This is a genomic window from Staphylococcus agnetis (assembly GCF_011466855.1).
Lineage (GTDB): Bacteria > Bacillota > Bacilli > Staphylococcales > Staphylococcaceae > Staphylococcus > Staphylococcus agnetis.
The window spans coordinates 392346-408450 of record NZ_CP045927.1 but is presented as its reverse complement, the minus strand read 5'-3'; the positions used below and the strand labels follow the sequence as shown (position 1 = coordinate 408450).

The following is a 16105-nucleotide window of genomic DNA, read 5'->3' as shown; positions in this document are numbered from 1 at the left end:
TCTTACTGTTCAATAATTTCCTCAAGTTCGCTCCATCTCGTGATGTCTTTATCGTATTGTGCTTTTAAACTTTCTTTTTCATCATTCAATTGCTTAATCAAGCCATAATCTGCGCTTGCTTCAATCATTTCTTGTTCTATTTCCGATAACCGTGATTCAGTTTCTTCTATACGCGTCATTAACATATCATATTCACGTTTTTCTTTATACGATAACCCCTTTTGTTTCTTTTTAGGCGCAGTAGATTTTGTTAATGCTGGTTTTGAAGATTGGAGGCTTGCTTCTAGTGATTTTTTGTAGGTCATATAATCTTCAAATTGACCTACAATAACATCAATTTTTTCATTATGAATGTACCAATAAGTATCTACGACCTTATTTAAAAAGTAGCGATCGTGACTTACAGTTATAACCGTGCCACCGAAATGGTGAATATAATCCTCTAAAATAGTTAACGTCTCTGTATCTAAATCATTTGTGGGTTCGTCTAAAATAAGTACATTCGGTTGATGTACAAGTAATTTAAGTAAATATAAGCGCTTTTGTTCGCCACCAGAAAGTTTGTACACCTTTTTACCATGCGTAGCACTTGGAAATAAAAATTGTTCTAATAATTGAGTAACAGATACCATCGTACCATCTTTTTGACGTGCAACTTCACTTTCTTCACGTAAGAAGTCGATGACGCGTACATCACGATTTAAATGCTCATCTGTTTGCTTAAAATAGGCTACTTTGACCGTTTGCCCAACTTTTAGAACACCCTCAAAATTGTCATCCACACCTGCAATAATATTAAGTAGTGTCGTCTTACCTACACCATTGGGGCCAACGATACCAATACGCATCCCTTTTTGAATAATTGTAGAAAAAGATTTGAATAATGTTTTATCTTGAATCGCTTTACCTACTGCCTCAAGCTCAAACACTTGTTTTCCTAAGCGTGCATGTGCTAAATTCAGTTCCCCCTTTTCTTGAACTTTATGTGATTTTACTTGCTGTTCTATGCGCTCAAAGCGATCTTTACGGGCTTGTTGTTTCGTCGTTCGTGCTTTAACACCTGCGCGCATCCATTCTAACTCTTGCCTATATAACGCACGTTGTTTCACTTGTTGTTGTTGTTCAATCATTTCACGTTCAGAGCGCATCGCAATATATGTCTCGTAATTACCTGGATAAGAATACAGTTGACCATTTTTTAGTTCTACGATGCGTGTCGATACTTCATTTAAAAAATAGCGATCATGTGTCACGAACATTACCGTTTTCGGATACGTTTTTACAAAATTGATAAGCCATTGAATCGATTCAAAGTCCAAATGGTTCGTTGGTTCATCGAGGAGCAATAAATCAGGCTTTTCAATCAATGTGCGTGCTAAAATAACCCGTTTTTGTTGTCCACCCGACAATGTGCTTACCTGTTGCGTTGTATCGTGAATCCCCAATTTTGATAAGATGGTTTTAATTTCAGCACTATAGTCCCAAACGCCTTTATTATCCATCTGTGCCTGTGCATCCATCATTTCATTGAACGCTTGATCTGATGGATGCGTACTATATTGTGCCACGGCTAGTTCATAACGTTTAATCGTTTGGAGTGCATCCGTTTCAGCTTGATAAACGACATCATACACAGTTGATGAAGGGTCCATATCTTCTTTTTGCGTAGCATAGCGGATTTTGTACTGTTTAGGATGTGTCGCTTGTGCAGTAAAATCATCATCAAGGCCAGCAATCACTTTAAGTAATGAACTTTTCCCTGTTCCATTTATACCCACTAACCCAATTCGCTCTTGGTTAGAAATGGATAATGCTAAGTCATCAAATATCACTTTATCTGCATAAGATTTATGTAGGTGTTCTATTTTAAACGCTTCCAACGCTAATACTTCCTTTTTCTTATAGATTTACTCTTGATTATTTGTTACGCTTAAATCAGTTCTATATATTATACACTTTTTTGATTTCAAATGATATAAGGAGCCTTTTGTAATGTTGGATTTTCTTTCGTCGTTGTCGCCCACACTTCAGGCATTATGTGCCGGAACCATCACTTGGTTACTGACAGCTGTTGGTGCGGCAACTGTTTTTATTTTTAAAAAAGTTAATGAAAAAGTTTTGAACTCTATGCAAGGATTTGCAGCTGGCATTATGATCGCTGCGAGTTTTTGGTCATTATTACAGCCTGCGATTGAGAGTAGTTCAGACAGCGCGGTACCTTGGATGCCTGCCGCAATTGGATTTTTATTAGGGGGCCTTTTCATACGTTCGCTCGATTATGTCATCCCACATATGCATCGAAATACAAATGACGAATCCCAAAAACAAGAAGGCGTTCCTACAAATTTAAATAAAAATACGTTATTGTTTTTAGCCATTACGTTGCACAATATTCCAGAAGGTTTAGCAGTAGGTGTTGCTTTCGGTGGGATTGCCACTGGCAACACACATGCCACTTTACTAGGGGCTTTAGGATTGGCAATTGGTATCGGCATTCAAAACATCCCAGAAGGTGCTGCACTTTCCTTGCCTATTCGGGCGGCAGGCAGTAGTAAATGGAAAGCGTTTAATTATGGACAAGCTTCAGCCTTAGTTGAACCCGTATTCGCTGTCATAGGTGCTGCAGCCGTAATCGTCGTAACACCCATTTTACCTTATGCCCTTGCTTTTGCCGCTGGTGCAATGATTTTTGTAGTCGTTGAAGAACTGATTCCTGATTCGCAATCAGCGAAAAATACCGATTTAGCTACATTAAGTTTAATGGGTGGCTTCACACTTATGATGATCCTCGATGTTGCTTTAGGCTAACGGTCAAATAATGAAAATGAATATAAAAAAAGCACTTCGAACATGCCGAAGTGCTTTTTTTGTTAAACGAATTAATTATCTTTTCCTTTAGGACCTGCTTCATAATGGTAATCACGTGGATCTACCTTTTTAAAATCAGGGTTTTTATAGAAACGCATTAAATCGCCATTTAAAATTTCATCGTTAATTTCTAAGTCATTCTCAACTTGATTTTTCGTTTTTTCTAAGTCTTTTGGTTGAATTGCCATTGGTTTATTATCCTTATGGCTATATGCTTTACCATTCACATATTTATATTTATCAGTTACAAAATCACCATTACGGAATGGAATGAGCTGCTTATGATCTTTAGATAACATATCTGTTCCAAGCATAATGTAGTTCTTAGTATCAATACCCATCAAGTGTAGTAATGTAGGCATCACGTCGACTTGACCTGCATATGTTGGATCTACTTTAGGTTCTACACCAGGTGCTTTAATCCAGAAACCAGTTTTATTTAAATCATTAAACTTGGCTGGTGTAATTGGCTCACCAAGAAGTTGTGACATCGCTTTATTATGATTTTCAGAAATACCATAGTGGTCACCATACATAATAATCACTGAGTCATCGTAAAGACCACGTTTTTTCAAGTCGTTAATAAATGCTTCTACCGATTCATCCAAATAACGAGCTGTTTGAATATAACCATCTACTGTAGAGTTACCCGTATTGCCTGGTGGAATAGAGGCATCCTCTTTACTCAATGTAAATGGGTAGTGGTTCGTTAAAGTAATTAAATGAGAATAAAATGGTTGTTTTTCTTTGTCTAAATAGTCTGCTGATTCTTTAAAGAACTCTTTATCTTTTAAACCTAAGTTTTCTAAGTTCTCAGGTGACATGTCATAGTACGTTGCATCATAAAATTTATCAACGCCGAAATGACGATATACTTGATCACGGTTCCAGAATGTTTTGTAGTCACCGTGCATCACATTAGATGTGTAATTTTCTTTTTGTTTAAGTATAGCCGGTAAAGACTGATACGTATTGTCTCCTTTTAATGAGAACGCAGAACCTTGTGGCAAGCCGTACAAGCTATTATCCATCGTGAATTCAGCATCAGACGTTTTACCTTGACCTGTTTGATGATAGAAGTTTGGATAATATCTAAAATCTTCTTGGCCTGAAGACAATTTGTTTAAAAATGGTGTGACTTCATGACCGTTAATTTTTTTGTTAATTAAAAACGTTTGGAAACTTTCCAAATGAATTTTAATGATATTTTTACCTTTGGCTTTACCATAATATTCCATATTAGGTGCTGTATGTTTTTGTTTTGTATAGTTTAATACACGTGTTAAATCATCTTCAGAAGCCAAAGCTTTTTGTTGGTTATTTTGAATTGTTTTTACCCCATCATAAACGGTGAAGTTATAAGGACCTAAATACTTCACTAAATATTTATGATCAAATGTACGTGTTAATAATTCCGGACGATCTGTTTCTGCAAACGCTAAGTTTAAGAAAAATAGTGCGACCGCAGTTGCCATTACAACTGGAATAAACTTTTTATGGAAAACATTATAGCTTAACCATTTTTGTTTAAAAATTAAAATATACAAGTAAGCGATAATATCTAAGAAATACACAAAATCATACTTTTGGAATGATGCACCAACGGCACCACCCATTGAGTCGACATTACTGACTTGATTTAACGTACTAAACGTTAAAAAGTCTGAAAAGAATCGGAAGTATACGACGTTCGCATATAATAAAAACGTCAATAAGAAACCGCCAGTAAGCATTAACCAGAATGCTTTTCGACCTTTAAAGAATAAGAATACACTTAAAATAAGTGCAAGTAAGCTATAAGGATTCATTAATAAAATTAAATTCTGTGTAAGTCCTTTAACACCGAGTGACAAGTCAACATAATAGGCGAAATACGTTTTTAGTGAAATTGTTAATACCATTAATAAGAAAAACGTGAAAATCCCTATCTTCTTTCTATTATTTTCCATTCATGTTCCCCCATATTTTCATCTCATATGGTGCATTTAGCACAGTTTAAGTTCATATTTTTTTCTGCATCTCAATCAAGTTCATTTTATCAATAAATAAATTGAATTCTCTTTATAATTGTAACATTTTCGTAATAAACATATGTAAGTTCAATATAACAATATATACGAATTAGTGTCATTTTTCAAGTGAAAAAGGGTTTTTAGGCTTTATTTCGAATAAATTTATATTTACTCAAAATTAAAATCATCTTGTATTTATACGTAGTTCATAACCCCTTAACAATGGTGTCTATTTATTCAATAACATTCATTATAACGGCTTTAGTATGATTTGTACTCGGCCTACAGTTGTAGAAAATTAAAACGCAACCATAGCAACCTATAACATCATCGTTTCATTCTAATTACTGTAAAGATAGACGTCACTTTGGGATTCATTTGTTAAATTATAAATAAAAAGGTAAAGAAATGGTATGCGCGACCTTCCTTTACCTTTCCTCTTATTCACACTATAGTATTCATTTTAACATTTCACTTTGCATACGATATTCAATACCGTGGAACAACTGTTTAATCCATTTGTGATATTTAACGAGGTTTTGTTCAGCTTGAAGAACATCTATGAATTGGAACTTAATTTTAGAGCCCTGTCTTTTTTGGGCGATTTTCGTGAGATGATACGTTGCAATAGTACCTATTTGAGGGTAACTTCCTAAAGTGTAATGATCATTTAACAATACGATAGGTGACCCATCTTTTTTTACTTGAATCGTGCCACGTTTTACAGAACGATGTGGTGGAAACCCCTTATAATACGCTTTAATGGGTGCACCTTCTAAAACAATGCCCATACGATTCGCTTTACTTGTCACACGATATTCACCGCGGGTAAATTGCGTTAAAATCTTGTCATCAAAGTCTTCAGTCCCTTTATTAGGAATAACATGCACGACATCTGAAAGGTAATTAAATGAGAGTGCATACCCATCAACTCCCCAATCCGTATGTCTTGTTTCTTCAAGGTTTTCAAATAATTTATGATGACGCTCATTATAATCACGCTTCATTTGAATTTCGTCACCGTCTTTTAACGTATGGCCATGGAAGCCACCCATTTGAGAAATGATGTCCGTTGAAGTGGAGCCTAGCCATTGATCTACTTCATAGCCACCTGCGACAGCCATATAGACACGCGCACCACGTTTGATATGATCAAAAGACAACACATCGCCTTTATTCATTAAATATAACGTATTAATTTTGACGCGCATATCTTGTGTTTGCGCAATAGCTTGTGCGCCTGATAGCGCGATTAATGTAGGTTCTGTAAAACGAATACGTGCCATTTGATTCGTCATTTCAAGTGTCGCTTCATTTTTATCATTCCCCACTAGTCGGTTCGCGATTTCATGTGCGAGCACATCTAACGCACCACTTCGAATGACACCTAAATGTTCATATCCCACACGTCCAAAATCTTGAAAGCTTGAAAATAAGCCGCCTTCTTCTATGATGATTGTCATCGTGCCCCACCTCTTTCTTCGGCATCATAAAATTTAACGTGATCACCAATAGACATGAGTACCATATCCTCGCGATGAACATCAAAGAGTTTTAAAGGTGTATAGCCTATCACGAGCCAATCTTCATAAGTATCCGTCGTAGTAATACCACATTTTTTATTCTCTAATATGACAGAACCAGCCGGTATATATTGTTTTTCTTTAGCTGTATGATTAACAGCAAGTGCTTCTGGTAATCCCGATAAATATGGAAAACCTGGCGAAAAGCCCATCATAGATACGAAATATTCGGGCGCAGTATGCTGTTGAATATACGTTTCACGTGTAATACCAAGCTCTTCTAAAATCGAGTCAAAATCCGGACCATACTCTCCTCCATAATAGATGGGCACTCTAATACAATGACGCTTTTCATCCCAAGTTTTATGACTTAAGTCAATCTTTTCTATTAAAGATTTCATATGTAAAAATGGCGAAGTTACATTTAAATGTTTCATCATTTGTCTTGCGTCATATGAGATAAGCATGTCTGTTTCAGTTGGAACGATTTCCGTAATAAATGGATAGTTTTGTTCCAATAAATATTGGCGTAACACTAATAAACGCTCTGTCGCTTCGGGTGTCAGTGCACCTTTTAATGAAACGACAATCGCTTGATCGCCTTGGCTATAAACCTTCATGATATTCACTCCAGTAATTATTTATAGAATAACTTTAAAATAAACATGAGCCATTTCAAAATCGCTTTTACAAAATGGTATATTAAAACACCTTGCATACAGAGCACTAATATAAGCCACAGATACGCAAGCCATTCTAATTGTCGATTTAATAATTGATGATTCATCCATTGCCCTAACCACAACAAACTGATAATACATAATAGATATAAAAGTATCACACAGCTCACCTTCTAAATGTCACTCAGTTGTACAGGTACCCAACCTCTCAAACTGTTTATCATCCATAGTTTACCACCTTGATGTAGAAATTGCTTTAATGAATGGATATTCAATAATTTTGTTGTTATTTGACCTTCATCAAGTAATGATTGGCGCATACATCCACGAAGAAAATCATTTTCATAAGGTGGCGTGTAATAAAGCCCTTCATATTCAACGACGACATTACCAATATCAAATTCTAAAATTTTTTCATTGTCATTATAAAGTAAAATTAATTGTGTCTCATGTGTATGTTTTAAATAGTCGCGTTCTGTCGTTTTATATATTCTTTGCCACATTGGTGTCGAATGCGCCACTTTTTTTAAGCGCGCTGACATCACAGTGGTGTCGGGTAAAGGGGCATACGCTTCATGAATCCTCCCCTTATCATCGACGATTAATTTAACGCGATATGTGCCGACTTGAAACTTTTCTTGAAAGCGGTATATACATTTGGACCATGCCGCTTCATTAAATTCAAAGTTCAAATCAGTACATGCTTGCTTAATACGATTTCGGTGGTACGCTTCTCGCAAAATATGACCTTGTTCTAAACGCATCGTTTCAAATAGCTCCATCGCTTATCCCTCTAATATTTTAGTTTTATCCTTAAACTCTGCATATTCCATATCAACATCGGAATCAATTGTTATTCCTGCCCCCACCCCATAGATGGCTTTCTGATTAACATACTGTACCGTACGTATTGGAACGTTAAAAACAGCACGTCCATCAGGCAAGCAAAGGCCTAGTGCCCCACAGTAAATATGTCTAGGTGCATCTTCTAATTCATCTATGATACGCATCGTATTCACTTTAGGGGCACCTGTAATTGAGCCACATGGAAACAACGCACGTAGCATATCATTTAACGTAACTGTCTCGTCTACATCTCCCGTCACCATTGATGTCATTTGAAAAACGGTAGGGTAGCGTTCCACATCAAACAACCTTGGCACACGAATTGTACCCGGCGTCGCAATACGTGTAATATCATTTCGTAATAAATCTACAATCATAACATTCTCAGCACGGTCTTTTGGCGAGGTCTGTAATGTGGTTTCATTATGTAAATCATCATGTTGCGTCGCTCCTCGTGGCATTGTTCCTTTCATAGGTTTACTAACAATTGTTCGTGTTGCGTCTTGAAAAGGTCCAACTTGGAAAAATAATTCTGGTGAAATAGAAGCAATTTTTAACGCTTCAGTATCTATCATCGCCGTATAGTGCCCATTCATTTTAGATGTCAGTTTCGCATATAATGATTGAATCGTCATGGATTGAGATGCTTCTAATCGCGTCGTATAATTCACTTGATACGTTTCACCTTCTATGATTTCTTGATGAATACGTTTAATTTGATTTTGAATATGCGTTTTTGTTTCTGTAAAGGTGAAATTCAGTGCGTTTGGAACATCTCTCGTCACGTCAGACTTACCATGTACTGGGTTAGTATAGACATAACAAGCGGCATAAATCCCATCTTCTGGCTTTTTCACTTTAAAATTGTTGTTATAGTAACTTGCGGCTTCGTAGGGTAAATAAATCACAACATAATATCCCGCTTTTTGATATGTTTCAGCTTCGCTAATGACATTTCCAACTTCTGAGAGGTCCCTAGCGATAGAATGATAAAAACAGTTGTCAAATATGTACTGTAATTGTTCCGTCTCATATGGGTTAGCGTAATATTGAAAATTAAATGTGGCAACCATGTTTTAAACCTACCTTACTAAAGAAGTTGTTCATTTGAGTGCAGCCATATTCTGACAAAATAGATTCGGGATGATATTGCACCCCATAAATAGGTAAATGATCATGTTTAATACCTAACACAATGCCGTCGTCATTTTTCGCTGTTATCGTTAAAGGATTATGCAATGTTGCGATATCTACCATTAAAGAGTGGTAACGCATCACCTTAAACGGAGAAGGCAGCCCTTCATATAAATCACTTTGATTGTGATACATCGTTGTTGTATGTCCATGGATAGGCCAAGGAGCTTTAATGATGTGACACCCGTAAAATGCTGCAATCAGTTGAAATCCTAGGCATACCCCGAGTATGGGACATTGTTGTTCAAAATGCTTTAAAACATCAAACAATATTGGATAATCTTTCGGAGTGCCAGGTCCAGGGGAAATCACAATGGCTTCAGGTTGTATGCGTTGAAGTGTATCGATGTTTACATCATGAATATCAATAACTTCAACATGGCATGATGTCGCTTGATATATTAAATCAACAACATTATATGTAAACGAATCTTTATTATCTATCATTACTATCATGTTAATTCGCCTCATTTTTCTATAATAAATCTATTATCACAGATGTGAGAGTGATTGACAAAGGGGTTATCAAATTTTCATCTTGCTTTCTCTTAATAAATGTATTAAAGTATGGAACGTAACTAAAAGACAGAGGTTCCTAGCAATTAACCCTCTATAAAAAACTAGACACCTTTTCGTGATGTGAAATGATATCATCACATGATTTGGTCTAGTCCTGTCTGTCTTTTCAAATAAGAAGACAGGCTTTTTTTATGGACGAAGAGAGAAGGCAACTTGGATTGAAGTCCACACCCTTCTCATATACTACAATGAGTTTAAACATGATACAACGTCTCCCCCTTTAATATACGTTTAAAATTCGCTGCGTATAATAAGATAGAAAACCACTTCGATGCTAAACTCAATTGTGTTGATAACATTTATAGGAGCTTCTCTAAAAAGGAGCGGTTTTTTATGTCTGACGTGCTTCAAAATGAAAAAGCACTTGTCGTTTTTAGTGGAGGTCAAGATAGTACCACTTGCCTCTTTTATGCGACAGCACATTTTAAAGAAGTTGAACTTGTCACTTTTGAATACGGACAACGCCATGCCCAAGAAATTGAAGTCGCAAAAAAGATTGCGGCTGAACAAGGATTGAAACATCACGTTCTAGATATGTCACTTTTAAGTCAACTTTCACCTAACGCATTAACTTCTCACGATATGACGATAGATACAACGGATGGTGTGCCTAACACTTTTGTTCCAGCACGTAACCTACTTTTCTTATCTTTTGCAGGTGCACTTGCCTATCAAATTAATGCAAAGCATATCATCACTGGTGTATGTGAAACTGACTTTTCTGGCTATCCAGATTGTAGGGATGCATTTATAAAATCTATGAATGTGACGATGAATCTCGCTATGGATAAAGACTTTGTCATACACACCCCACTCATGTGGTTAAATAAAAAAGAAACTTGGGCTTTAAGCGATGAACTTGGCGCATTGGATTATATTCGAACACAAACTTTAACATGCTATAACGGTGTGATTGCTGATGGATGTGGTGAATGTCCTGCATGTCTATTAAGACAAAAAGGCTTAGAAGCCTATTTAAACGAGAAAGGAGTGCAATCATAATGCTACATCAAATGTATCCCCAAATCTCTCACAATTATATTTATGAACTGAATAAAGATTTTAACTTTTCAGCAGCACATGCCATTTGTGATAAACGTGCTGGAAAATGCGAGCGTGTCCATGGTCATACGTATTTTGTGAATTTAACTATTGCTGGTGATGTACTCGATGATTTAGGATTTCTCGTTAATTTCAGCACGTTAAAACAATTGGTACACGATCAATTCGATCATCATTTATTAAATGATTTACCACTTTTTAAAGGGAAGTCGCCTTCTACTGAAATTGTTGCCGAAACGATTTACGGTATTGTCTCATCACATTTAGCAACCCTTCCACATCAACCGCAATGTGTACAAGTATTTTTAAGAGAAACGCCTTCGAGTTACGTCGTTTACCGACCAAAGAAGAAGGAGACACCACATGGTTAAAATACCTGTATTAGAAATATTTGGCCCTACGATTCAAGGTGAAGGCCGCGTCATTGGACGAAAAACGATGTTTGTACGAACGGCTGGATGTGATTTCAGATGTAGTTGGTGTGATTCTAAATTCACATGGGACGGTAGTGCAAAAGATGAAATTCGGATGATGACACCCGAAGCGATTTTACATGAACTTAAAGCCATTGGCGGTAATCAATTTAATCATGTGACAATATCTGGTGGTAATCCCGCCTTAATTAAAGGCATTCAAGCACTCGTCGATTTATTTCAATCTCAAGACATTCAAACGGCACTGGAAACGCAAGGAAGTAAATATCAACCTTGGATGCGTCAAATTAATGATTTAACAGTATCACCAAAACCACCAAGTTCAGGTATGAAACAAAATTTAGATATTTTAGATTCAGTCATTGACCAATGTATACCTGAAACATTGAACTTAAAAGTTGTTATATTTAATGATGACGATTACCATTTCGCTCAGACAATACATCACCGTTATCCTCACCTGCCATTTTATTTACAAGTTGGTAATCCTTATTTAGAAACTGACGTAGACCATCATACAGATAAATTACTTGCTCGATATGAAACTTTAATTGATCGTGTCATGACAGACCCGTCAATGAACAATGTATTCGTATTACCTCAACTACATACGTTACTATGGAGCAATAAAAAAGGTGTATAAATTATAAGAAATTAAATAAATAAAAAAGGACCATTTCACATGCTATCTCAACATCTTATTGTTATAATGAAAAGATGAACTAAAAGATAGGAGAATACAATGGTCCTTTTTGTTATATTGAATATTGTAGTCGTCGGCATTATTTTAATGTTCGATTTATATAAAAACCAATTTCAGTCATTTAGATTTAGTAGCGCATTGTTAGCGATTGCAATCAATAGTTTTTTAAATCAAATACTATTAGGGAAAGTTACCTTTATCTCCTTAGCTGCAATGTTCATGTATATTGCTTGGACCATCATTCATTTTTATGTTGATCGTCAAAAGACACCGTTTAAAGTGTATAAACAAAAATTTCTGTTGGCGATTTTTACAATTATGGTAAGCATGACATTATTAATTACCTACCAAACTGGTGATGAATCGTACTATATGTCCGTGCCATTTGCAGCACCGACCATTTTTATATTCGGGGGCATTTTGTTTTTTTCGAGTTCTTTTCATTCACCTTACTTTCAAAACTTTTATAAAAGAATTAAAGTTAAAAATCCTCTATGGATTGGTACTTTTTTTATGATACTCGGACTTACCGTCCTATCCTTATTGACACCGCAATGGTATGTCATTTTAACCATCCATTTTTGCTTTTTTGTCCTTATCACTTTAGAAAAATTATACAAAATTTAAAAATTGGTGATTAGATTTTGTTTAAACGTGGTATATGTATCAAGACAATAGCTTTGGCATAAAGGAGGTTTTTTAAATGGGCTTTATTTTAATGTTAATCGTAGGTGGACTTATCGGCTGGGCAGCCGGTGCAATCCTAGGTAAAGATATTCCTGGTGGTATTATTGGTAACATTATCGCTGGTCTTGTTGGTTCAGCGTTAGGTACAGCGTTACTTGGTCATTGGGGTCCATCTTTAGGTGGCGTATACATTTTACCAGCTTTAATTGGTTCAATTATTCTTATCGTACTTATTTCTTTAATTTTAGGCGCTTTACGTGGTAAAAAACGCTAGAATTTAAATTTTTTAAAATGATTAATGACAAACTTTGCTTACTAAAAGCAAGTTTGTCTTTTTTTATTCATATATCATTGGTAATGTTCCAAATTGCAAACGATAGCGATGCATCGCTTTATACTTAAAATCTCATACAACTATGAGTGGAGTGATTAATCATTTCAATTTCGACTCTTCCTAACGCTCGCTTTTCTAGTCGAATCACCTCAAAAGTTTCAGCAACGGAAACAATTAAAGTAAAGTTTTCATTGACGATGCTTCTCCTCATATAAAAAGCCCCTATAAAGTTTTCACTTTTTAAGTGTCTACTTTATAGGGAGCGTAAAAAGAATGAATTTTATTGGCTAAGTTGATTTACAGGATTGTTACGTCCCAATCCCTATTGAGTATAGAATAATATCCGATACTTAAAGTTTTTTTCATTGCTATTATTCGTGATCATGTGTCATTTTTGGAGGTTGTAGGTTTGAAGTTTGAACGATATATTTGGGTCTTCGTTTCACTTCGTAATAGATGCGACCGATATATTCACCAATAACCCCTATCGATATCAGTTGAATGCCTCCGATAAATAATACTGCTGCAATGATAGTAAAATATCCTGGTACGGATACACCATGTGTAATGGTATCAAACAATAAATACGCCACATAAAGCATACTCATCATAAAGATAATGAAACCTAAATAAATCATCGTACGCAAAGGCTTATTATTAAATGAAATTAAACCATCAATCGCGTAATTCAGTAGACTACCAAAAGACCATTTTGATTCTCCAGCTTCACGTTCTACATTTTTATACGTGATGACTTTTGTATTATAACCAATCCATGCAAATAATCCTTTTGAAAAACGATTATATTCACTTAAACTCACAAGTGATTGGACCGCGCGCTGACTGAGTAATCTAAAATCACCCACACCATCTTCTAAGTGGATTTCTTCAACAAAATAATTAATCATTTTGTAGTAAATACGTGTCATGAATTTACGAGGAGCATTTTCACCTTCACGATTACGTTTGGCGATCACTTGGTCGTATCCTTCACGATACATATCGACCATTTGAGGAATGAGTTCAGGCGGATGTTGTAAATCGGCATCAATCATGACCACGGCATCACAGTCTGTACTATGTTCAAATCCAGCAATCATGGCAGATTCTTTACCGAAGTTACGACTAAAAGAAAGATATTTTACTTTAGCATTAGACGCTGCAGCATTTTGTAGAATTTCAATTGTATTGTCTTTACTTCCATCATCAACAAACAAGACATCATAATCAAATGACTTTAACTTAGAGGCTTCATCTAAAATTGACGTTAATTTAGTAATGGTTTCTTTTATTATTTCCGTCTCGTTATAACAAGGTACGATGACTCTCAATTTCATTATAGTGCACCTACTTATCTCCACTTTATTTTTTTATAAGCGTACAAAACAATCAACGCTGTTTGCGTATCACAATGCGCTGATATTTTAACATATTTAACTAAAAAATGTTGTCACTCTTCCTTTAACTATACCAATATAAGTACTCTGACATCTAGCGAAAAGTGAACATTTGATAAGATTCAACCATTTTTATATTACATTCGCTTAGAGCATTAAGAAAAGAAAACGGACACTTACTTATACATCATATAGATAAGCAAACATGTCCGTTTTTTTATTATTTATCTTGAGCGTTTTCTAGTGTCTCGTCGTCTTCATCACCAATGCGATGACGCTCTTCATGACATTCATAACGTAATAATACACTGATAATTTGATGGTTTTCAATTTCGGAAACAATCCATCGATCATATTGCGTATCAATATAGTCGTCTTGTTCAAGCTCTGTATTTTGAGATTGTAACCAACCACCGATAGTATCAATATCATCTGAATCTTCAAACGCTATTCCATATTCTTCTTCAAGATCACGTAATAATACACGTCCATTAATTTGATATGTGTTGTCATCCAATTTGACGATATCATTGACTTCATCATCATCAAATTCATCTCTAATTTCGCCTACAATTTCTTCAAGGATATCTTCCATAGTTAATATCCCAGCTGTACCGCCATACTCATCAATGATTAAACTGATATGAACATGTTCACGTTGCATTCGTATCAATGCATCGCTAATTCTTGTCGTCTCTGAAATCATCGGCAACTCATGAATATAGTTCCCTATTTTAATCGGTGTGCCCGAAGCATATTCTGTTAAAAATTCCTTTACATTGATAAACCCTTTAATATGGTCTTTATCTCCATCTTCAGTAATTGGATAACGTGTAAATTGATGTTCTTTTATCGTTTCGAGTAATTCATCAACATTAAACGGTTCATTTAATGTGATCATTTGTGTTCTCGGTACCATAATATCTTTAGCATGACGTTCATCAAATGAAAATATATTTTGCATATATGCAAGTTCTGTTTGGTTGATTTCGCCACCATGATAACTATTATTCATAATGATTTTTAGTTCTTCTTCAGACATCGCTTCGTTACCTGCATTAGGGTCTGCACCGAATAAACGAATAATCAAGCGTGCAGAACCATTCATTAGCCAAATTAATGGTTTCATGATTAAACCAAAAATGTAAAGTGGACGCGCATACAATAACGCAATATTTTCTGTATACTGAATTGCGAGTGTTTTAGGTGCAAGTTCTCCGACGACCACATGGATATAGGTTACGATGATAAATGCTGTCACAATCGAGATGGTTGCGACTAATGCATTCGGTAAATGTAATAATTCGATGACAGGATGTAAAATACGTTCAAATAATGGTTCACCTAACCATCCTAATCCAAGCGACGTCACTGTAATACCCAATTGACATGCAGATAAATAATAGTCTAGATTTGAAATCATTTTTTTCACAACTCTTGCATTGCCGTTACCTTCAGCAATGAGTTGTTCCACACGTGAAGCACGCACTTTTACTAACGCAAACTCCGAACCCACGAATACTGTGGTTAATGCAATTAATGCTACAAATATTGTTAAATATAATATGGTCGTACTATCCAATTAGTTCCCTTATAGAAAGGGATTCACCTCCGTTATTTTGCATCGCTCATGTAAGGCGATGACATCAAAAATTTAATTCGTTGTGCTAGTGCCGTTCTTGATGTTAAATCCTTCCCATTGAGCTCCCTCCAGACGCAAAAATATTAATTTTATCATAGCATAATTCTTAGTGAAATTATACTATAAATACTCACCCTGACAACC

The 16105-nt window shown here is 35.6% G+C and carries 16 protein-coding genes; 6 read left to right on the top strand and 10 right to left on the bottom strand.

Annotation, left to right across the window (positions count from 1 at the left end; genetic code table 11):
- Positions 1-2: 2 nt before the first annotated feature.
- Positions 3-1880 carry an ABC-F family ATP-binding cassette domain-containing protein gene (locus GJE18_RS02065; RefSeq protein ID WP_165886069.1) on the bottom strand — a complete coding sequence of 626 codons (1878 nt, stop codon included), beginning with the start codon at positions 1878-1880 and terminating at the stop codon, positions 3-5.
- Between the two features lie 112 nt (positions 1881-1992).
- Between GJE18_RS02065 and GJE18_RS02060 the strand changes: the two genes are divergently transcribed.
- Positions 1993-2808 carry a ZIP family metal transporter gene (locus GJE18_RS02060; RefSeq protein WP_037567809.1) on the top strand — a complete coding sequence of 272 codons (816 nt, stop codon included), beginning with the start codon at positions 1993-1995 and terminating at the stop codon, positions 2806-2808.
- Between the two features lie 71 nt (positions 2809-2879).
- Here GJE18_RS02060 and ltaS read toward each other — a convergent pair whose 3' ends face one another.
- The 7 genes from ltaS to GJE18_RS02025 form a co-directional block, all read right to left on the bottom strand.
- Positions 2880-4817: a polyglycerol-phosphate lipoteichoic acid synthase LtaS gene (gene ltaS, locus GJE18_RS02055; RefSeq protein WP_060552434.1), complete on the bottom strand. Its 1938-nt coding sequence runs from the start codon at positions 4815-4817 to the stop codon at positions 2880-2882.
- A gap of 521 nt (positions 4818-5338) precedes the next feature.
- The gene (locus tag GJE18_RS02050; RefSeq protein WP_037566482.1) at positions 5339-6343 is read right to left on the bottom strand and encodes a 5-oxoprolinase subunit C family protein; all 1005 of its coding nucleotides are present in this window, start codon (positions 6341-6343) and stop codon (positions 5339-5341) included.
- Positions 6340-7023 (bottom strand): 5-oxoprolinase subunit B family protein, encoded by a 684-nt coding sequence (locus GJE18_RS02045; protein WP_037566480.1) that lies wholly within the window; start codon positions 7021-7023, stop codon positions 6340-6342. Before GJE18_RS02045 ends, GJE18_RS02050 begins: the two co-directional genes overlap by 4 nt.
- Positions 7024-7040: 17 nt before the next feature.
- On the bottom strand, positions 7041-7244 hold the full coding sequence (locus GJE18_RS02040; protein WP_085622134.1) for a hypothetical protein: 204 nt from the start codon (positions 7242-7244) through the stop codon (positions 7041-7043).
- Between the two features lie 12 nt (positions 7245-7256).
- Positions 7257-7865: an aminotransferase class IV gene (locus tag GJE18_RS02035; RefSeq protein ID WP_060552432.1), complete on the bottom strand. Its 609-nt coding sequence runs from the start codon at positions 7863-7865 to the stop codon at positions 7257-7259.
- 3 nt (positions 7866-7868) lie between these two features.
- Entirely contained in the window at positions 7869-9002 is a 1134-nt protein-coding gene (gene pabB, locus GJE18_RS02030; RefSeq protein ID WP_107368347.1) for an aminodeoxychorismate synthase component I, read from the bottom strand.
- A complete protein-coding gene (locus tag GJE18_RS02025) occupies positions 8986-9579 on the bottom strand; it encodes an anthranilate synthase component II (RefSeq protein WP_060552430.1) in 594 nt (197 codons plus the stop codon). The genes pabB and GJE18_RS02025 overlap by 17 nt, the downstream gene beginning before the upstream one ends.
- A gap of 456 nt (positions 9580-10035) precedes the next feature.
- On the opposite strand from GJE18_RS02025, the gene queC reads away from it, so the two are divergent.
- The 5 genes from queC (at position 10036) to GJE18_RS02000 (ending at position 12862) form a co-directional block, all read left to right on the top strand.
- Positions 10036-10704, top strand: coding sequence for a 7-cyano-7-deazaguanine synthase QueC (queC, locus tag GJE18_RS02020; RefSeq protein WP_103345894.1), 669 nt, complete (start codon positions 10036-10038; stop codon positions 10702-10704).
- Positions 10704-11135: a 6-carboxytetrahydropterin synthase QueD gene (queD, locus tag GJE18_RS02015; protein ID WP_107368348.1), complete on the top strand. Its 432-nt coding sequence runs from the start codon at positions 10704-10706 to the stop codon at positions 11133-11135. Before queC ends, queD begins: the two co-directional genes overlap by 1 nt.
- On the top strand, positions 11128-11841 hold the full coding sequence (gene queE, locus GJE18_RS02010; protein ID WP_105994958.1) for a 7-carboxy-7-deazaguanine synthase QueE: 714 nt from the start codon (positions 11128-11130) through the stop codon (positions 11839-11841). Before queD ends, queE begins: the two co-directional genes overlap by 8 nt.
- Positions 11842-11940: 99 nt before the next feature.
- The gene (locus GJE18_RS02005) at positions 11941-12528 is read left to right on the top strand and encodes a hypothetical protein (RefSeq protein ID WP_107368349.1); all 588 of its coding nucleotides are present in this window, start codon (positions 11941-11943) and stop codon (positions 12526-12528) included.
- 76 nt (positions 12529-12604) lie between these two features.
- Positions 12605-12862, top strand: a complete 258-nt coding sequence (locus GJE18_RS02000; RefSeq protein WP_037566470.1) for a GlsB/YeaQ/YmgE family stress response membrane protein — start codon at positions 12605-12607, stop codon at positions 12860-12862.
- Positions 12863-13293: 431 nt separating this feature from the next.
- On the opposite strand, the gene GJE18_RS01995 is transcribed toward GJE18_RS02000, so the two are convergent.
- Positions 13294-14259 (bottom strand): glycosyltransferase family 2 protein, encoded by a 966-nt coding sequence (locus GJE18_RS01995; RefSeq protein WP_103345897.1) that lies wholly within the window; start codon positions 14257-14259, stop codon positions 13294-13296.
- A gap of 280 nt (positions 14260-14539) precedes the next feature.
- Positions 14540-15901: a hemolysin family protein gene (locus GJE18_RS01990; protein ID WP_085622138.1), complete on the bottom strand. Its 1362-nt coding sequence runs from the start codon at positions 15899-15901 to the stop codon at positions 14540-14542.
- Between the last annotated feature and the right edge of the window lie 204 nt (positions 15902-16105).